General features: G+C 72.9%; 16 protein-coding genes. 13 read left to right on the forward strand and 3 right to left on the reverse strand.

Annotated features, from left to right (window positions below; all coding sequences use genetic code 11):
• Positions 1-34 precede the first annotated feature (34 nt).
• The gene (locus KVF89_RS17700; protein ID WP_257427405.1) at positions 35-1,120 is read right to left on the reverse strand and encodes an MIP family channel protein; all 1,086 of its coding nucleotides are present in this window, start codon (positions 1,118-1,120) and stop codon (positions 35-37) included.
• 156 nt (positions 1,121-1,276) lie between these two features.
• On the opposite strand from KVF89_RS17700, the gene KVF89_RS17705 reads away from it, so the two are divergent.
• The 4 genes from KVF89_RS17705 to KVF89_RS17720 all read left to right on the forward strand — a co-directional run bounded on the left by KVF89_RS17705 (position 1,277) and on the right by KVF89_RS17720 (position 9,028).
• Complete coding sequence (locus tag KVF89_RS17705; protein WP_257427406.1) at positions 1,277-3,466, forward strand: NADP-dependent isocitrate dehydrogenase; 2,190 nt, start codon at positions 1,277-1,279, stop codon at positions 3,464-3,466.
• Positions 3,467-3,496: 30 nt separating this feature from the next.
• A complete protein-coding gene (locus KVF89_RS17710) occupies positions 3,497-4,159 on the forward strand; it encodes a DNA alkylation repair protein (RefSeq protein ID WP_257427407.1) in 663 nt (220 codons plus the stop codon).
• 86 nt (positions 4,160-4,245) lie between these two features.
• Positions 4,246-7,752, forward strand: a complete 3,507-nt coding sequence (locus KVF89_RS17715; RefSeq protein ID WP_257427408.1) for an ATP-binding cassette domain-containing protein — start codon at positions 4,246-4,248, stop codon at positions 7,750-7,752.
• Between the two features lie 61 nt (positions 7,753-7,813).
• Positions 7,814-9,028: an MFS transporter gene (locus tag KVF89_RS17720; protein WP_257427409.1), complete on the forward strand. Its 1,215-nt coding sequence runs from the start codon at positions 7,814-7,816 to the stop codon at positions 9,026-9,028.
• Here the strand turns inward: KVF89_RS17720 and KVF89_RS17725 are convergent, their stop codons facing one another.
• Entirely contained in the window at positions 9,029-10,216 is a 1,188-nt protein-coding gene (locus KVF89_RS17725) for a hypothetical protein (RefSeq protein WP_257427410.1), read from the reverse strand.
• A gap of 85 nt (positions 10,217-10,301) precedes the next feature.
• On the opposite strand from KVF89_RS17725, the gene trpS reads away from it, so the two are divergent.
• The 9 genes from trpS to KVF89_RS17770 all read left to right on the forward strand — a co-directional run bounded on the left by trpS (position 10,302) and on the right by KVF89_RS17770 (position 18,322).
• Entirely contained in the window at positions 10,302-11,399 is a 1,098-nt protein-coding gene (gene trpS / locus KVF89_RS17730; RefSeq protein WP_257427411.1) for a tryptophan--tRNA ligase, read from the forward strand.
• On the forward strand, positions 11,399-11,905 hold the full coding sequence (locus tag KVF89_RS17735) for a 2'-5' RNA ligase family protein (RefSeq protein ID WP_257427412.1): 507 nt from the start codon (positions 11,399-11,401) through the stop codon (positions 11,903-11,905). The genes trpS and KVF89_RS17735 overlap by 1 nt, the downstream gene beginning before the upstream one ends.
• 15 nt (positions 11,906-11,920) lie before the next feature.
• Positions 11,921-13,006, forward strand: a complete 1,086-nt coding sequence (locus tag KVF89_RS17740; protein ID WP_257427413.1) for a YihY/virulence factor BrkB family protein — start codon at positions 11,921-11,923, stop codon at positions 13,004-13,006.
• Positions 13,003-13,230: an SCO4848 family membrane protein gene (locus tag KVF89_RS17745; protein ID WP_257427414.1), complete on the forward strand. Its 228-nt coding sequence runs from the start codon at positions 13,003-13,005 to the stop codon at positions 13,228-13,230. The genes KVF89_RS17740 and KVF89_RS17745 overlap by 4 nt, the downstream gene beginning before the upstream one ends.
• Positions 13,231-13,261: 31 nt before the next feature.
• A complete protein-coding gene (locus tag KVF89_RS17750) occupies positions 13,262-13,876 on the forward strand; it encodes a hypothetical protein (RefSeq protein WP_257427415.1) in 615 nt (204 codons plus the stop codon).
• Positions 13,877-13,939: 63 nt separating this feature from the next.
• Positions 13,940-14,497 (forward strand): copper chaperone PCu(A)C, encoded by a 558-nt coding sequence (locus KVF89_RS17755; protein WP_257427416.1) that lies wholly within the window; start codon positions 13,940-13,942, stop codon positions 14,495-14,497.
• On the forward strand, positions 14,497-15,777 hold the full coding sequence (locus KVF89_RS17760) for a Dyp-type peroxidase (RefSeq protein ID WP_257427417.1): 1,281 nt from the start codon (positions 14,497-14,499) through the stop codon (positions 15,775-15,777). Before KVF89_RS17755 ends, KVF89_RS17760 begins: the two co-directional genes overlap by 1 nt.
• Positions 15,774-16,352, forward strand: coding sequence for a copper resistance CopC family protein (locus KVF89_RS17765; protein WP_257427418.1), 579 nt, complete (start codon positions 15,774-15,776; stop codon positions 16,350-16,352). Before KVF89_RS17760 ends, KVF89_RS17765 begins: the two co-directional genes overlap by 4 nt.
• Positions 16,349-18,322 (forward strand): cytochrome c oxidase assembly protein, encoded by a 1,974-nt coding sequence (locus KVF89_RS17770; protein WP_257427419.1) that lies wholly within the window; start codon positions 16,349-16,351, stop codon positions 18,320-18,322. The genes KVF89_RS17765 and KVF89_RS17770 overlap by 4 nt, the downstream gene beginning before the upstream one ends.
• A gap of 105 nt (positions 18,323-18,427) precedes the next feature.
• Here KVF89_RS17770 and KVF89_RS17775 read toward each other — a convergent pair whose 3' ends face one another.
• Positions 18,428-19,171: a succinate dehydrogenase/fumarate reductase iron-sulfur subunit gene (locus KVF89_RS17775; RefSeq protein WP_257427627.1), complete on the reverse strand. Its 744-nt coding sequence runs from the start codon at positions 19,169-19,171 to the stop codon at positions 18,428-18,430.
• Positions 19,172-19,174 lie beyond the last annotated feature (3 nt).

The following is a 19,174-nucleotide window of genomic DNA, read 5'->3' on the forward strand; positions in this document are numbered from 1 at the left end:
CAGCCGCCGATCGGGCGACACGCTCGGCCAAATGTTATTGCGGCGGGCGCACCTGGGTCTGGTCGCTGGCCGGCGGAGCCCAGCCGCCCTGCTGGGGTGCCTGAGGTGCCTGGGGCGCCTGCGGGTCGGGCGCCGCGGGGGCGGCCGGCGCCGCCGGCTGCTGGGCCGGGATCCACTGCTGCGTGGCCGGGTCCCACTGCCAGCCGTCCTGGATGATCGGCTGCGCCTGCTGGGCCTGCTGCTGCTGGCCGTAGCCCTGCTGCCCGTAGCCCTGCTGGCCGAAGCCCTGCTGCTGGTTCCACTGCTGGGTGAAGGCCGGGTCGGACGAGCCGCCCGCGCCGAAGTTCAGGCCGGACCCGGGCACCGGGTCGGTGCCGTGGCCGAAGATCAGCGGGTACAGCAGGCCGGCGACCGCGCCACCGACCAGCGGGGCCACGATGAAGAGCCACAGCTGGACGATCGCGTCGCTGCCGGAGAAGAACGCGACGCCGATGGACCGCGCCGGGTTGACCGACGTACCGGTCGCCGGGATGGCCACGAAGTGGATCGCGGCCAGGGTCAGGCCGATCGTCAGGGGCGCCATCGCGGCCACGGCGCGGTTGCGCTCGTCGGTCGTGCCGAGGATGACCGTCACGAAGATGAAGGTCAAGATGATCTCGATCAGCAGCGCGCCGAGCAGCTCGACGCCGCCGTGGTCGCCGAAGCCGTTGGAGCCGAGCGGCTCGCCGAAGTCCCACCCGAAGTCGCTGGACACCGCGGTCAGCGCGAGCAGCAGGCCGCCGACGAGACCGCCGACGATCTGGGCCGCGCTGTAGAGACCGGCGTCCTTCCAGGAGATCCGGCCGCCGAGCGCGGCGCCGACGGAGACGGCGGGGTTGAAGTGACCGCCCGAGACCCGGCCGAAGGTGTAGGCCATCGCCACGATCGCGATACCGAAGGACAGGCCGATCGAGGTGATGGCGAACAGGCCGGAGAGGCCGCTGGTGTCGCTGGCGGCGTTGCTGAAGATGACCACGGACCCACAGCCGATGAACACCAGGACGGCCGTGCCGAGGGCCTCGGCGGCGATCTTCTGGATCACGGTGGGCGGTGCGGTTGCTTCCTGTGCTGTGTCTGTCATGGCCTTGACCTTCTCCTCGGTAGGACTCCCGAAAACCAGCCGGGTTACACAGGGCAGCCTAGTCATTACTGTGGCCACCGAAAGGGACCCGAGCCCCACCATCAGGTATCTTGACGTCAAGAATCCCATCACCGGCCTCAGGAGTGACGCCCGAACATGTCGAGCATCATCTACACCCACACCGACGAGGCGCCGCTGCTCGCGACGTACTCCTTCCTGCCGATCGTCGAGGCCTTCGCCGCCAAGGCCGGCGTCGCCTTCGAGACACGCGACATCTCCGTCGCGGCGCGCATCCTCGCCCAGTTCGGCCTCGCCGACGACGCGCTGACCGAGCTCGGCGAGCTGGCCAAGACGCCGGACGCCAACATCATCAAGCTCCCCAACGTCTCCGCCTCCATCCCGCAGCTCAAGGCCGCGGTCAAGGAGCTGCAGGAGCAGGGCTTCGCCGTCCCCGACTACCCCGAGGCGCCGGCCACCGTCGAGGAGAAGGAGATCCGGGCCAAGTACGACAAGATCAAGGGCTCGGCCGTCAACCCGGTCCTGCGCGAGGGCAACTCCGACCGTCGCGCGCCCGCGTCGGTCAAGAACTACGCGAAGACCCACCCCCACACCAACAAGCCGTTCGCCGAGGGCTCCAAGACCAACGTCGCGACCATGGGCGCGCACGACTTCGCGAGCAACGAGAAGTCGGTGACCATCGCCGCGGACGACACCCTCTCGATCGTGCTCGAGACCGAGGCCGGAGAGAGCATCGTGCTCAAGGAGGGCCTCGAGGTCCTCGCCGGTGAGATCGTCGACGCCACCAAGATGGAGGCGGACCACCTCCAGGCGTTCCTCCGCAACGCCCTCGCGAAGGCGAAGGCCGACGACGTCCTCTTCTCGGTCCACCTCAAGGCCACGATGATGAAGGTCTCCGACCCGATCATCTTCGGCCACGTGGTGAAGGCGTTCTTCGCCGACGTCTTCGCCCAGTACGGCGACCAGCTGGTCGCCGCCGGCCTGTCCGCCAACGACGGCCTCGGCGCCATCCTGTCCGGCCTCGACACCCTCGAGAACGGCGCCGAGATCAAGGCTGCCTTCGACGCCGCCCTCGCCGCAGGCCCGCGCCTGTCCTACACCAACTCCGACAAGGGCATCACCAACCTGCACGTCCCGTCCGACGTCATCGTCGACGCGTCGATGCCCGCTCTGGTGCGCAACGGCGGCCGCCTCTGGGGCGTCGACGGCGGCGAGGACGACACCCTCGCGGTGATCCCCGACTCGTCCTACGCCGGCGTCTACCAGGCCGTCCTCGACGACGTGAAGGCGAACGGCCCGCTCGACCCCGCCACCATCGGCACCGTGCCCAACGTCGGACTGATGGCGCAGGCGGCCGAGGAGTACGGCTCCCACGACAAGACCTTCGAGATCCCGACCGACGGCACCGTCCGCATCCTCGCCGCCAACGGCGACGTGCTCATCGAGCACGACGTCGAGGCCGGTGACATCTGGCGCGCCTGCCAGACCAAGGACATCCCCGTCCAGGACTGGGTCAAGCTGGCCGTCACCCGCGCCCGCGCCTCGCAGACGCCGGCGATCTTCTGGCTCAACGAGTCACGTGCGCACGACGCCGAGATCATCAAGAAGGTCAACGCCTACCTGCCCCAGCACGACACCGAGGGCCTCGAGATCCGGATCCTCTCGCCCGAGCTCGCGTGCAGCTACTCGCTGGAGCGGATGCGCAAGGGCGAGGACACCATCTCGGTCACCGGCAACGTGCTGCGCGACTACAACACCGACCTGTTCCCGATCCTCGAGCTCGGCACGTCGGCCAAGATGCTCTCCGTCGTCCCGCTGATCGCCGGCGGCGGCCTCTTCGAGACCGGCGCGGGGGGCTCCGCGCCGAAGCACGTGCAGCAGCTGGTCGAGGAGAACTACCTGCGCTGGGACAGCCTGGGCGAGTTCTTCGCGCTCGTCCCCTCGCTGGAGAAGTACGCCGAGCAGGCCGGTGCCCCGGCCGCGCAGGTGCTGGCCGACGCGCTCGACCGCGCCACCGGCACCTTCCTCAACGAGGACCGCTCGCCGGGCCGCAAGCTCGGCACGACCGACAACCGCGGCTCGCACTTCTACCTGGCGCTCTACTGGGCCGAGGAGCTGGCCGCGCAGACGGCCGACGCCGACCTGGCCGCCGCCTTCAAGCCGCTGGCCGAGACGCTGCGGGCCAACGAGGACACGATCGCCGCCGAGCTGATCGCGGTCCAGGGCGCCCCGGCCGACATCGGTGGCTACTACCGCCCGGACGCAGAGAAGACCTCGGCCGTGATGCGTCCGAGCGCGACGCTCAACGAGGCGCTGGCCGCGTTCTGAGCGCCGCCTGACCATCGCCTGAGCGCTGCCATGTCGTTGTCGGCCGCGGTCCGCACCACGTTGCGGGCCGCGGCTGACGCGTCCCTGGCCCCGGGCCAGCAGGCCTACATGAAGTCGGCGATGCCCTTCCTCGGCGTTCGCGGTCCCGAGGTGCGCCGCCTGACCCGGGCGCTCGTGCGGGAGCAGGCGGTGCGCGAGCCCGCGGTGCTGGTGGCGGCCGCCCGCGAGCTGTGGGACGACGCCACCCACCGCGAGGAGCGCTACGCCGCGGCCGCGATCCTCGGCCTCCGCCCGCTCAAGGGCGACCTGTCGCTGGTGCCCTTCCACGAGCACATCGCCCGCACCGGCGCCTGGTGGGACCACGTCGACGAGGCCGCGGGCCGGGTCGCCGACCTGCACGACGCCCATCCGGTCGAGACGGCGCAGACCGTCCTGCGCTGGTCGACCGACGACTTCCTGTGGGTGCGCCGCCTGGCGATCCTCAGCCAGCTCGGCCGCAAGGAGCGGGTCGACCGGGACCTGCTGACGACCCTGATCGAGCCGAACCTGGCCGACCCGGACTTCTTCATCCGCAAGGCGATCGGCTGGTCGCTGCGCGAGGTGGCGCGGCGGCACCCCGCGTGGGTCCGTGCCTATGCCGACAGCCACGACCTGAGCCCGCTGAGCCGGCGCGAGGCGCTCAAGCATCTCTGATGCGGAGGTTCTGGGCCGCGACGGCCCGCGGACCGGAAGATATTCAGAGGCGAAGTGTCGGTGCCGGAACCTACGCTGGGCCCACGATGACCAGCACGCTGACCCGCACCGTGACCTCCGACCGGCCCCGCGTCAGCGGCGACCCGGCGCGACGCGTCGACTGGCGCCGCCTGCGCACCCCGGCCGCGGGCTTCGCCGTGGGCGCGGTCGCGCTCGCCGCGCTCGGGCAGGCGCTCGGCACGGTCGTGGCCGGCCGGATCGCCGAGCATCCCACGCAGACCCTGGTGGTCTGGCTCGCCGTCTTCGTGGTCGGTGCCGCCGTGGTCGACACGGCCGGCCGGGTGGTGTGGGCCGGTCAGGTCGACCGCGCCGAGGGCCGGCTGCGCGGCGACCTGCTCAGTGCCGCGCTCCAACAGCCGCTGGTCCACCTCACCGAGCAGGCGGTCGGCGAGGTCCTCGACCGGGTCGACGACGACACCCACGAGGTCGGCACGCTGCTGCGCCAGCAGATCTGGATGGCGATGCGCACCGGGTTCGCCTCCGTCCCGATGTGGCTGGTCGCGGGCTTCACCTGGTGGCCGGCCTTCCTGCTGTTCCCCATCGTGGGTGTCGTGACGGTCTGGGTGATGCGCCCGGCGCTGGTCGAGATCGCCCGCCGCAAGGTGATCGAGGAGGCGGCCTGGACCGACCACGCCGCCGCGCTGGAGGAGGGGGTCGCGGGCCGCGACGACCTGCGCACGAGCCTGGGCCAGCCCTTCGCCGTACGCCGTCTCGCGCAGCTGTCCGCCGACGTCCACGAGAAGTTCCGCCGGGTCCTCATGATCGAGGCCCGGCTGGCGATCAAGGTCGGCCTGCTGCTGCACGGCCTGCTGGCCGCGATCGCGCTGTCCGGCGTCGCGCTGGTCAGCGGCGACCATCTCGGCGTCGCGCGCCTGGTGACGCTGTTCCTGGTCACCACCATCTTCGTCGGCCAGATCAACAACCTCGCCCACCAGCTGCCCGACATCCAGGCCGGGCTCGGCGCCGTGTTGCGTCTGCGGCAGCTGCTCGCGGTCGAGGCCGAGCCCGAGGGCGGCGCGTCCGTCCCGTCGGGCGCGCTCGACCTGCGCATCCGCCACCTCGACTTCTCCTACACCGAGGGCTCGTTCGCCCTCCAGGACGTGACGCTGTACGTCGAGGAGGGTCACACGCTCGCGCTGGTCGGCCGCACCGGCTCGGGCAAGTCGACCCTCGCGTCGCTGCTCTCGCGCGCCGCCGAGCCGCCGCCGGGCACGATCTTCCTCGGCGGGGCCGACATCACCACGCTCGACCTCCACGAGCTGCGGCGCCGGGTCGGTGTCGTCACCCAGCGCACCGAGATCCTGGCCGGCACGCTCGCCGACAACATCACCCTGTTCGCGTCCGTCCCGCGTGAGGAGATCGTGGCCGCCGTCGAGGAGCTCGGCCTCACCGAGTGGGTGGCCGGCCTCCCCGAGGGTCTCGACACGCTCCTCGGGCCCGGCGGCACCACCTTGTCGGCGGGGGAGGAGCAGCTGGTCGCGTTCGCCCGGCTGCTGGTCCGCCATGTCCAGGTCGTCGTGCTGGACGAGGCCACCGCGCGGATGGACCCGGTCACCGAGGCTCGCGTCGTGGCCGCCGCCGACCGTCTGATCAGCGGACGCACCGGCATCCTGGTCGCCCACCGGCTCAGCACCATCGAGCGGGCCGAGGCCGTGGCCGTGCTCGACCACGGGCGGGTCATCCAGCACGGTCCCCGTGACGAGCTCGCCCGGGCCGAGGGCCCCTTCCGCCGGCTGCTCGCCGCCAGCGACACCGACGGCTTCACCGATGCCGAGGCCGACGTCGCGACCGGGACCGCGGTCGGCGGTCGCCGCCGCAGCGGAGAGCCGCCCGAGCGACCGGAGGTCGCCGCCGGGTCGACGCTCGCCCGCGGCACCTGGAACGCCTTCTGGGTGCGGCCGTGGTGGGGCGCCTGGTCGGTCATCCTGTTCCTCGGCGGCACGATCTTCGCCCCGCTCGGTGCCATCACCGGGTTCGTGTGGGGCCGGGTCGTCGTGAGCCTCGAGGCGGGGGAGTCCGTCACCGTCCTGATGGCCGTCCTCGTCGGCACCCTGCTGGTCGCGCCGTTCCTGCTGGCCGACGCCTTCCGCCGTTACCCGCGCTGGTGGATCGAGGTCATGCTGCGGGTGCGGATGGCGGTGCTGCTCGGCCAGATCCGCGGTCACCGGCTGCCGCGCACGCCACCCGGCGAGGTCGTCGCCCGCTCGATGGACGCCGACCGCTATGCCCGGTACGCCGACCGCTGGGTCGACTTCGTCAACGGACTCCTCATCGCCGCGATCACCATGGTCGCGGGCGGCACCTGGCTGGCCGGCGGCGTGCTGCTGATCGTGATGGCGACGAGCGCCCTGGCCTCCTCGGTCGGGCGCCCGATCGCGGGCCGCTCGGCGGCGCGCTCCTCGGCGGCGCGGGCCCGGTTCGGTCGCGCGGTGGTGTCGGCCGTCGAGTCGGCCCGGACGGTCAAGCTCGCCGGGCGCACGCCGCAGATCCACGCCCACCTCCGCACGGTGGACGACGGCCGGGTCGAGGCGGCGGTGTTCGAGCACCGGGTGCAGGCGGTCCTCGACGGCGTACCCACCGTGATGGTGCAGGTCGGCGTGGTCGCGGCCTGGGCGCTCTACCTGTGGGACGTGTGGGGGCTGGCCACGGCGCTGCTCGTCGCGACCGCCGTCAACGGCTTCGACTGGTTCGGCCGGGTGGCCGGCGCCGTCGTCACCGAGGCGCCCGGCACCCGCGCCTGGCAGCGGGCCACGGCGCAGTTCGCCGGTGAGACCGACCTGATGGCGCTGCCCGACGGGATCGACCTGGTGAGCGGCGACGCCCCGGAGCCGCCCCCGGTGACCCGGGTCCCGCTCGACCGGCTCGAGCTCTCCGGCTACACCGCGGTCCACGACGACGGCACCATCGGCACCGCCGGCATCGACCTCGCGGTCGAGCGCGGCGAGCTGGTGCTGCTGGTCGGGCAGGTCGGCTCCGGCAAGTCCAGCCTGCTGTCGTCGCTGGCCGGACTGATCGACCACCGCGGCACGCTGCGCTGGAACGGCCGGGAGGTCACCGATCCCGAGACCTTCCTCCGGCCCGGTCAGGTCGCCCACGTCGCCCAGGTGCCGCGCGTGCTCTCGGGGACCTTCGCCGACAACATCCTGCTCGGCCACGACCGGGAGATCGCCCGGCCGGTCGAGACCGCCCGGATGACGGAGGACGTCGCCGACGCCGGTGGCCCCGACGCCGTCGTCGGCCACCGCGGGGTGCGCCTGTCCGGCGGCCAGGTCCAGCGGCTCGCGCTCGCCCGGGCGCTCGCCGCCGACGCCGAGCTGCTGCTCGCCGACGACGTGTCGAGCGCTCTCGACGCCGCCACCGAGATCGAGCTGTGGGCCGCGCTGCGTGAGCGGCACACCACCGTGATCGGCGCCACCTCCAAGCGGGCCGCGCTCGCCCAGGCCGACCGGGTCGTCGTGCTCGTCGACGGCGAGATCGCCGCTGTCGGGCCGTGGTCGACGCTGGCCGGTGACTGGGGTCACCTCGCCGGCTGAGCCACGCGGAGACATCCGACGTCCCGGAATAGCGCCGGGTGCCGCCCGGTTACGATCGTCCGTGACCTCCTCGCCGACGACGACCTCGACCGAGGGGCGCCCGGCGGTGTCCCACCACCGACCCGCGCTGGCGATCCTGGCGCTCGCGGTCGGCGGGTTCACCATCGGCACCACCGAGTTCATGACGATGGGCGTGCTGCCCGAGATCGCGCGCGGCGTCGAGGTGTCGGTGCCGAGTGCCGGCCACGTCATCTCGGCCTACGCGCTCGGCGTGGTGGTCGGCGTACCGATCCTGGCCTTCTTCGGCGCCGCCCTGCCGCGGCGCGGGATGCTCGTGGGCCTGATGGGGGCGTACGCCGCGTTCAACCTGCTCAGCGCCCTGGCGCCGAACTACGAGGTGCTCGCGGTGGCGCGCTTCCTCGACGGACTGCCGCACGGCGCCTACTTCGGCGTCGCCAGCCTCGTCGCCGCGAGCCTGGTCGTCCCCGAGCGGCGGGGCCGTGCCGTCGCGAGCGTGATGCTCGGGCTGTCGGTGGCCAATGTCGTCGGCGTCCCACTGGCCACCTTCCTCGGCCAGCAGGTCGGCTGGCGCTCGACGTACCTCCTCGGCGGTCTGCTCGCCCTCGGCACCGCGGCGATGGTCCTGGCCGTGGTCCCGTCGATCCCGGGCGACACCGAGGCCAGCGGCCGCAAGGAGGCGCGCGAGTTCTTCGGCAGCCTCCAGGTCTGGCTGACCATGGCGGTCGGCGCCGTGGGGTTCGGCGGCATGTTCGCGGTCTACTCCTACATCGCCAAGACGGTCACCGTCGTCGGCGGGCTCGAACGCGGCACGGTGCCGTTCTTCGTGCTCGCGCTGGGCCTCGGGATGGTCGTCGGCACCTGGGCGGCCGGCGAGCTCGCCGCCTGGTCCGTCTACCGCAGCCTGCTGCTCGCCGGCGTCGGCGGCATCGCGTTGATGCTCGTCTACTACGCCGCCGCACCCCACGGCTGGCTGCTGCTGCCGGTGGCCTTCCTGGTCACCGCGACCGGCTCGGTGCTGGTCGTCAACCTCCAGCTGCGCCTGATGGACGTCGCCGGCGGCGCCGTCACCCTCGGCGCGGCCATGAACCACGCTGCTCTCAACATCGCCAACGCCCTCGGCGCCTGGCTCGGTGGCCTGGTCATCGCCGGCGGCTACGGCTACCGCGCGCCCGCTCTCGTCGGCGCCGTCCTCGCGGCCGTCGGGACGGCGATCCTGGTCGTCTCGGCGCTCGTCCACCGTCGGGCGACGGCCTGATCACCAGTCGCGCCTGAAGCGGATCACGACGGTGTGGTCCGGCTCGAGCGACAGCTCGAACGACTCGACCACCTCCGCGTCCGGGGGCGCGGTCACGGTCACGTCGCAGACGTACCCGGGGAAGAACTCCCGCTCACGACACGGCTGATCCAGGGTGATCGCGCCGAAGGCCGGCCCGGACGCCGGGGCCGTCCAGGCGGGGGACGCCAGCCAGGCGTCCAGGTCGGCCGGAGTGAAGGTGTCCGGCACACCGAAGGACTGCTCGTAGTTCTCGCTGGTGGTGACCCCCCGGCCGCCACCGTCGACGGCGAAGCGCACCCAGTCGGCCGGAACGGGCATGAGCGAGGCGCGCTCGAGGGTGGCCTCGGAGACCGCCAGGTCCGGTGGCGCGACGTACTCCTGGTAGGAGATCCGGACCCGCACCTCCGGGTTGCCCGAGGCGGCGCCGTACAGGTCCGCGGTCACGAAGAACTCCGGCTCCTGCCCGGCCGCGGGTACGAGGTGCGCCACGCAGGACGTGCCTGTGTCGCAGCGCTCGACCTGGATCGCGCCGAACGAGCGGCCGTCCGGGTTGTCCGCCCACGTGGGCGCGGACAGCCAGGAGCGCAGCGCCACGGACTCCGGCACCTCGTAGACCTGGAGGACGTAGGCGTTGGGCACCTTCACGTCGTCGTCGACTCCCCGGTCGGTCCGGCTGAGCCGCCAGTCGCCCGGCACCGGCATCGTCGCGGCGCGGTCCGGCAGGCTGCGCATCTCGTCGGTCGGCACCAGGTTGAACCAGCGGACGTCGAGGATCGTGAGGAACAGCGCGGCCAGGCAGCTGCCGGTCGCGACGAACTGCAGGACGGTCCGGAGCAGCCCGAGGCGGAAGCCGGCACGGGGCCCGAAGGAGGAGCTGTACTGCTCTCCGACCCCGCGGCTCAGCCGCAGACCCGCGCCGGTGGGCATCGGCCACGAGCCGAAGACGAAGACCAGCGTGCCGAGGGTCGCCAGGCCGATCACGCCGACCATGGTGATGGCCAACGGTCGGGCCTCCGTGAAGACCGGGGCCAGCCCGAGCGCCCAGCCGGCCCAGCCCAGGAGCGACGCGGGGAGATAGACGGCGACCAGGAGGAGTGCCGCGGGGCCCGGGCGTCCTCGGCTGAGCCGGGCCAGTGGTCTTCTCGTGCGGCCCCGAGGATTCCTCACCCGGCGGACCCTACCCAGGCGACCGGGCGAGAACCTGGCCGATCCTGGTTTCGGCCGGGCGCGGGCGCCTGAGAGAATCGCTCCCATGTCCGCCACCACCGAGCACCCGCCCGCGCCGGAGACCGCGCAGCCGGCCGTGCCCCAGGGGCCCGCGCGACCGCGCGTCCTCTCCGGGATCCAGCCGACGTCGGACTCCTTCCACCTCGGCAACTACGTCGGCGCGGTGCGGCAGTGGGTGGACCTGCAGCACGACCACCAGCCGTTCTTCTTCCTCGCCGACATGCACGCGCTCACGGTGGACTGGGATCCGAAGGTGCTGCGCGAGCGCACGCTGCGCGGCGCCGCCCAGCTGCTCGCAGCCGGCATCGACCCCGCGAAGTCGGCGATCTTCGTGCAGAGCCATGTGCCCGCCCACGCCCAGCTCGCCTGGGTGCTCAACGGCCTGACCGGCTTCGGCGAGGCCCGGCGGATGACCCAGTTCAAGGACAAGTCGGCCAAGGGCGGCGAGGGCGCGGCAAGCGTCGGCCTGTTCGCCTACCCGGTCCTGATGGCAGCCGACATCCTGGCCTACCGACCCCACTACGTCCCGGTCGGCGAGGACCAGCGTCAGCACCTCGAGCTGACCCGCGACCTGGCCCAGCGGTTCAACAGCCGGTTCAAGAAGACCTTCCGGCTGCCGGAGCCCTACATCCTCAAGGCGACCGCGAAGCTCTACGACCTCCAGGAGCCGACGAGGAAGATGTCGAAGTCGGGCTCCTCGCCGGCGGGCATCATCGAGATGCTCGACGACCCCAGGCTCACGGCGAAGAAGATCCGTTCCGCGGTCACCGACTCCGACACCGAGATCCGCTTCGACCAGGACGAGAAGCCGGGGGTGAGCAACCTCCTGACGATCTACTCCGCGCTGACCGGCGAGAGCATCGCGGCCCTCGAGGAGCAGTACGCCGGCAGGATGTACGGCGACCTGAAGAAGGACCTCGCCGAGGTGGTGGTCGGGTTCGTGACCCCGTTCCGGGACCGCACCCTCGAGCTCCTCGACGACCAGGACCACCTGATGCAGGTGCTCGCCCAGGGGGCGGAGACCGCCGGGGCCGTCGCGGAGAGCACGCTGCGCGACGTCTACCAACGAGTCGGGTTCGTGGCCCCGGTGGAGCGTCGTACGGGTCGTTCGGGGGCCCGCTGATGCCGGTGATCGGTGTCGCCATCGCCATCCCGGAGCCCTGGGCCGCCGAGCTGGTCGACTACCGCCACCGGATCGGTGACCCGACCGCCCAGGGCGTCCCGAGCCACATCACGCTGATCCCGCCGACCGAGGTGTCCGGCGCGCTCGCCGAGATCGAGGCGCATCTCGTCGGCGCCGCGAGCGGGGTCGCGCCCTTCCGGGTGCATCTGCGCGGAACGGGTACCTTCCGGCCCGTGTCGCCCGTGGTGTTCGTCGGCCTCGCGGAGGGGATCTCCCAGTGCGAGCAGCTCGCCGACGCCGTACGCCGCGGTCCGCTCGCCGTCGACCTCGAGTACCCCTACCACCCCCACGTCACCGTCGCGCACCACCTCGACGACCCGACCCTGGACCGCGCCTTCGACGATCTGGCCGGTTTCGAGTGCGCCTTCGACGTCACCGACTTCCACCTCTACGTCCACCACGAGCAGGAGGGGTGGCGCTCGACCCGCACCTTCCCCCTGTCCTGAGGAACGGAGGCGCCCATGACGTTGGTCGAACGCGCCAAGGCCACGATCGCCGAGCTCCGTGAGCGGCATCCGACGGTGGATCACGCCGTGCGGATGCAGGAGCACTACAGCGGGGTTCAGGGCAGCCAGCAGGCCGGCGGGGTGACCTACTTCGGGTTCCTCTCGGTCTTCCCGATCCTCGCCCTCGCCTTCTTCGTGGTCGGCTGGATCTCGCGGGTGTTCCCCGACGCGCAGGACGCGCTGATCAAGGCCATCGACGAGGTGCTGCCCGGCCTGGTCGGCGACGGCGACGGGCAGGTGAACCTCGGCGACGTCCAAGCGGCCGCCGGTGCCGTGGGACTGATCGGTCTCGCCGGAGTCCTGTACGCCGGCCTCGGCTGGCTCTCGTCCCTCCAGGCGGCGCTGACGGTGCTCTTCGAGCTGCCGGAGCGGCTGCGACCCAACTTCGTCATCGGCAAGCTGCGGGACCTGCTCACCCTGGCCGTGCTCGGCACGGTCCTGCTGCTCAGCGTGGTCACCTCGGCGGTGCTGACCCGCGCGTCGCGGGCGGTGCTCGACATGGTGGACGTCGGTGCCGAGCTCGGCTGGCTGGTCACCGTCGCCGCCGTCCTGCTCGGCCTGGCCTCCGCGGCGCTGCTGTTCTTCCTCATGTTCCGGCTGCTCGTGCGGACCTCGCTGCCGGCCCGGGCGCTGTGGTCGGGGGCGTGGCTGGGCGCGATCGGGTTCGAGGTCCTCAAGCAGCTCTCCGGCCTGCTGCTGGCGTCGAGCCGTGGTCAGCCGGCGTTCCAGGCCTTCGGTATCGCGCTGATCCTGCTGGTCTGGATCAACTACTTCTCGCGGGTGATCCTCTACGCCGCCGCGTGGGCGCTGACCAGTCCTGCGGCCGAACGCCCGCCGGCCCCGGTCCCGGCCGCCGCGGCGATCGCCGCGGCCGTCGCGCCGGCGGCCGAGCCGTCCGCCGGTCCGGCGCCAGCACCACGACTGCCGGGCCTCACCTCGTTCGCCGCGGGCGGCCTGGTCGGGGCCTTGCTCACACTGGCCGGCCTGCGCCGACGGCCGCGGCGGGGCCGCGTGGAGGGGTCTGGGACACTGTCGAGGTGAAGTTCGAGCGCAAGCACGCCCTCCTGCTCCTGGCGGTCGCCGCCTGGAACGTCTTCTCCTTCGGCAACTTCGCCAAGAACCTCTACCAGGCTTACGACGCGGGCGAGGACCGAGCGACCGGCTACTGGGTCGCCCACAGCGTGCTGATCGTGGTGAACTTCGTGATCGCCGGCCTGCTCGGCTCCCTGGGCTGGAAGGCACTGCGGGCGTCGAAGGACGCCTGAGCCCGCCCCGACCGCCCGACCTGGAGCACTCATGACCACCGGACCCGTAGCCCGCGCGCAGGCGCGGGCCCGGCGCTTCCGGCGGGTCAGGGGCGTGGCCGCCGGAAGCGTGGCGGCCTTCGGCGCGCTGGTCGCCCACGTCGTCGCGGGCGGGTCGCTCGAGCTGGTCCCGGGGCTGGTCGTCACCGCCGTCGTGGTGCCGATGAGCATCGCGCTGACGCCCGGCAACGCGGTCGGGCTGGCCCGGATCGCGGGGACCGCGCTCGTCGCCCAGACGCTCGGCCACCTCTGCCTCATGCTGGCGCCGTCCGGCGCCCCTGCGCACGCGCACGGACACGCCGAGGGCGCCGCGGCGGCGGGCCCGGTGCTGCCGACCCTGACGATGCTGGGGCTCCACGCGCTCGTTGCGGTCGCCACCATCGTGATCGCGGCCGGTCTCGACCGGGCCGCGCTCGACGTCGTCCGGGCCGCTGCCGGGTGGCTGCTGCCCCTGCTGCTGGCCGTGGCGCTTCCGGTGGTCGGCTACCGGACCCGCACGACGAGCCGGGTCCGCCGGCTGCGCGGCAGGCCCGCCGCCCGCCCCGGTCGGCCACGGGCACCGCCGTGGGGGAGCGCACCTCTCGTCCCCTCCTGCGCCATGCGCTGACCGCTCCGGTGGCGCGCATGCGCTCCCTCGCGCGCCGCGGCGCGCCCACCGAACGGAACCCAGATGAAGAAGCACCTCTGCGTAGCGGCACTGACCGCTGCCCTCCTGCCCGCCTTCACCGCCTGCGGCGGCTCCGACGACGCCCGCGATGCGGCACCGGCCACGACGACCGACGCGACCGACGCGACGGGCAGCCCCACCGCCGGCGCTGCCGGCGCGACCGATCTCAGCGTCACCGACCCGTGGGTCAAGGCCGCGCCCGACGGCATGACCGCGGCCTTCGGCACCCTGGCCAACGACGGGACCGACGACCTGACCGTGGTCAGCGCCCACACCGCCGCCGCCACCTCCACCGAGCTCCATGAGACCGTCGAGAACGAGGACGGCTCGATGGCGATGCGGCCCAAGGAGGGCGGCTTCGTCATCCCGGCGGGCGGCAGCCTGACGCTGGAGCCCGGCGGTGACCACCTGATGCTGATGGGCCTGAGCGCGCCGGTCGAGCCCGGGACGACGCTCACCCTCACGCTCACCCTCGGCGACGGCTCGACCGCGACGGTGGAGGCCACCGTCAAGGCCTTCGACGGCGCCGACGAGCAGTACCAGAACGGCGGCGAGCACTGATGTCCGGCGGTCCCCGGTGGGACCGCCGGCGCGTCCTCCGCACCGGCGCCGCCGCCTTCGGCGGCGCCGGTGCCGGGTGGAGCGGGTCCGCCCTCGTGGCGAACGGCTCCGCCACGGCGGCACCCGCCGACGGCCGGACCCCGGTGGTCGGTCCGTCCGCGGGCGCGGAGACCGTGCCGGTCGTCGGCACCCATCAGCCCGGTGTCGACACCGCGCCGCAGGCGCACCTGGCCCTGGTCGGCTGGAGTCTGCGTGCGGGCACGGACGGGACCGGGCTGATCCGGATGATGCGCCTGCTCAGCGACGACGCCGCCCGGCTGGCCACGGGCACCGCGGCCCTGGCCGACACCGAGCCCGAGCTGGCGGCGCATCCGGCCCGACTCACCGTCACCTTCGGCTTCGGACCGCGGGTGCTCCGTGAGCTCGTGCCCGCCGCCCGCCGGCCCGGGCTCACGGACCTGCCGCCCTTCGGCCGTGACCGGCTCGACCCGCGCTGGGGCCAGACGGACGTCGTCGCGCAGATCTGCTGTGACGACCCGACCACGCTGGCCCACGCTCGGCGGATGCTGGTCAAGGACGCCCGCACCTTCGCCGAGGTGCGCTGGATCCAGGCCGGCTTCCGCACCGCGCGCGGCACCGTCCCCGACGGCACCACCATGCGCAACCTGATGGGGCAGGTCGACGGCACGGTCAACCCGGCGCCCGCCGAGCCGGACTTCGCTCCCCTGGTCTGGGCCGAGGGCGACGGGGGCGACGGGGGGTTCGCGGGCGGCACCTTCCTCGTCGTACGACGGATCCGGATGCAGCTCGAGAAGTGGGACCGGGTCGACCGGGTCGGCCGGGAGGTCGTGGTGGGCCGCCGCCTCGACACCGGTGCGCCGCTCACGGGGGAGCGGGAGTTCGACGAGCCCGACTTCGCCGCCACGGACCGGTTCGGCTTCCCGGTGATCGACCCGGCCAGCCACATCGCCCGGGCCCGCAGCGCCGACCCGGGCGAGCGCTTCCTGCGTCGCGCGTACAACTACACCGAGCCGGACCCGGCGCGCAGCAGCGGTGAGGACAGCGGGCTCGTCTTCCTGGCCTTCGCCGCCGACCCGGCCCGCCAGTTCGTCCCGGTCCAGCGCCGGCTCGACCAGCTCGACCGGCTCAACGACTGGGTCGTCACCATCGGCTCGGCCGTCTACGCCGTCCCGCCCGCGGCGCCGCCGGGCGGCTACGTCGGCCAGCAGCTGCTGGAGGGCATCGAGAGCGTCACCACGGGGGAGAGTTCACCATCATGAGGAAGCACGCGCGGTCCGCCGCGCTGGTCGCGGCTGTGGGTACGGCGCTGGTCGCCGTCCTGGCAGCGGGCTGGAGCCTGCCCGCCGCGGCACACGCGTCGCTGGTCGGCAGCGACCCGGACGCAGGACAGCGGTTCGAGCGGCTCCCGGGTCAGGCGCAGCTCGAGTTCAGCGAGCCGATCAGCGCGCCGGCGTACGTCGTGGTCACCGCGCCTGACGGCTCCCGCGCCGACCAGGGTGAGGCCAGGATCGACGGCGGCGTGGTGACCGTCGACCTCGGGGGCGCCGCCCCCGAGGGGACCTACGGCCTGGCCTTCCGGGTCGTCTCCGAGGACGGGCACCCGGTCACCGGCCGGATCGCCTTCGTCGTGGGCGACGGACCGCTGGACGACACCCTGCCGTCGGCGCCTGCGGCCTCCACGACGCCGGACGCCGGGACCGACCGGACCCCGGCCGCGCGCGACGAGGTCGACGACGGGGGGCCGTCGCTGGGCCAGGTCCAGGTCGGCGTCGCGGTCGCCCTGTTCGCCGTCGCCGGCGGGCTGCTGCTGTGGAGCCGCCGGAGGCCGCGATGAGCGCTCCGACGGTGCGGGAGCGCCGCCGCCTGACGCCGGTCGGCGCCGCGCTGGTCCTGGCCGCCGCGGTCGCCTTCGTGATCCTCGTGGCCGGCGGCGGCGCGCCCCAGGAGCCGATCCCCGGCCTGCCCGACCCCGGCCGGCTCACCGGATGGGGGCTGCCCGCGCTGCGGCTGGTCGCCGACGTGCTCGCGGTCGCGGTGGTCGCCGGGCTCCTCGTCGCGCCGCTCACCATGCGGCGCCCGGAGAGCGAGCTCGGCGGGACCGCCTTCCGTGCCCTGCTGCCGGTGCGCCGGCTGGCCGCCGGATGGTGCGCGGTCGCGCTCGCCCAGGTGGTGCTGACCTACTCCGACCAGTTCGCAGTCCCGGTGGGCGACATCCGGTGGCGGGAGCTGCGCGGCTTCGCCACCGGTGTCGACCAGCCCCGCGCGCTGCTGGCCCAGGCCGCGCTCCTGGCGATCCTCGCGATCGCGGCCCGTTGGGTGCTGACCGCCCGGGGCGTGCTCGTCCTCCTCGGCCTCGCGCTCGTCGCCGTCGTGCCGCCGATCCTCACCGGGCACGCGTCCTCGGCCGGCAACCACGACGCCGCGATCGTGGCGATGGTCGTGCACGTCGTCACGGCGGTGGTCTGGATCGCCGGCCTGCTGGCCCTGTGGTGGCACCTCGCGCTCGCGGCCAAGGTGCGCGACCGCGCGCTGCGCCGGTTCTCCGCACTGGCCGGCTGGTGCCTGGGGCTGACCGCGGTCTCGGGTGTGGTGAGTGCCTGGGTGCGGCTCGAGCGGCCCGCCGACCTCCTGTCGACGTACGGCACCGGCGTGCTGATCAAGGCCGCCGTGGTGGTCGTCGTCGGCCTGATCGGCCTCACCCTGCGCCGCCGCGTGGTCGCGAGCGCGGTGCCGGACTGGGTGCTGCTGCTGCGGCTGACCGGGCTCGAGCTGCTCGTCATGGCCGTCGCCGTCGGTGCCGGCGTCGGGCTCAGCCGGACGCCGCCCCCGGCGCCGGAGGACCTCTACACCTCCCTCGCCGAGAGTCTCCTCGGCGGCCCGATGCCTCCCGCGCCGACGCTCGGCCGGCTGCTGTGGTCGTTCACCCCGTCGGGACTGGGCTTCCTCGTCGTCGGTCTCGGCGCCGCGGCGTACCTCGTCGGGATCCGCACCCTGCGCCGCCGCGGGGACCGCTGGCCGGTCGGCCGCACGATCGCCTGGTGCTCGGGTCTCGCCGTGGTCGCCTACGCCACGTTCGGCGGCCTCGGCAGCTACGCCGGCGTCATGTTCAGCGCCCACATGGCCGCCCACATGGCGCTCTCGATGGTCGCGCCGATCCTGCTCGTCTCCGGCCGCCCGATCCAGCTCGCGCTACGCGCGCTGCCCGGCAGCGACGTCCCCGGCGGCACCGGACCGCGCCAGCTCCTCGCCGCCGCCCTCGACTCGCGGGCGGCGCGCCTCGTGCTGCACCCGGTGACCGCCGCGGTGCTGCTCGTCGGCAGCCTGTACGTCGTCTACTTCAGCAGCCTGTTCGACGTCCTGATGCGCAACCACCTCGGCCACCTGGCCATGGAGCTGCACTTCCTGCTGGCGGGACTGGTGTTCTTCGAGGTGCTGCTCGGAGACCGGCCCGGCGCCGGCACGTCGTACGTCGGCCGGCTGATGCTGCTCCTCGTCACGATGCCCTTCCACGCGTTCTTCTCGATCAGCGTGATGGGCTCGGAGCGGGTGATCGGCGGGGAGTACTTCCGGCTGCTCGACGTCCCCTATGTCACGAGCCTGTCCGAGGACCAGCACCTCGCGGGCGCCATGAACTGGGCTCTCGGCGAGGTCCCGATGGTGATGGTCATCGTCGTCCTCCTCATCCAGTGGTGGCGCGACGACGAGCGGGAGGCCAAGCGCCGCGACCGCGCGGCCGACCGCGACGGCGATGCGGAGCTGACGGCGTACAACGCGATGCTGAAGCGAGCCTCCGGCCGCGACTGAGATCCGCGACCCGTCGCAGCTTGAGCCGAGAAACGCGCCGACCCGGCGCAGATTGAATTCAATCTGCGCCGGGTCGGCGCGTTTGGGGATTCAGACTGCGCCGGGTCAGTGGCCGTTCGCCAGCGCGGTGCGCAGGTCCTTGTTGAGCTGCGAGATCACGTCGAGCGGGATCTCCTTCGGGCAGGCCGCGGCGCACTCGCCGATGTTGGTGCAGCCGCCGAAGCCCTCGTGGTCGTGCTGGCCGACCATGTCGACCACCCGGGTCCACCGCTCCGGCTGGCCCTGTGGCAGCTCGCCGAGGTGGGTGATCTTGGCGCCGACGAACAGCGACGCCGATCCGTTCGGGCAGGCGGCGACGCAGGCGCCGCAGCCGATGCAGGTGGCCACGTTGAAGGCGCGCATGGCCTTGTCGCGCGGCGCGGGAACCGAGTTGGCCTCGGGGGCGGAGCCGGTGTTGGCCGAGACGAAGCCGCCGGACTGGATGATCCGGTCGAAGGCGGAGCGGTCCACGACCAGGTCCTTGATGACCGGGAAGGGCTCGGCACGCCACGGCTCGATGGTGATGGTGTCGCCGTCGTTGAACGAGCGCATGTGGAGCTGGCAGGTCGTGGTGACCTCGGGGCCGTGCGCCTCGCCGTTGATCATCAGCGAGCACATGCCGCAGATGCCCTCACGACAGTCGGAGTCGAACGCGACGGGCTCCTCGCCCTTCTCGTTCAGCTGCTCGTTGAGCACGTCGAGCATCTCCAGGAAGCTCATGTCCTGCGAGATCCCCGAGACCTGGTAGGTGTGGATGCCGCCCTTGTCGTCGGGCCCGCTCTGGCGCCAGATCTTGAGGGTGAGGTTCATGTC

This window comes from Nocardioides carbamazepini (genome assembly GCF_024614185.1).
Lineage (GTDB): Bacteria > Actinomycetota > Actinomycetes > Propionibacteriales > Nocardioidaceae > Nocardioides > Nocardioides carbamazepini.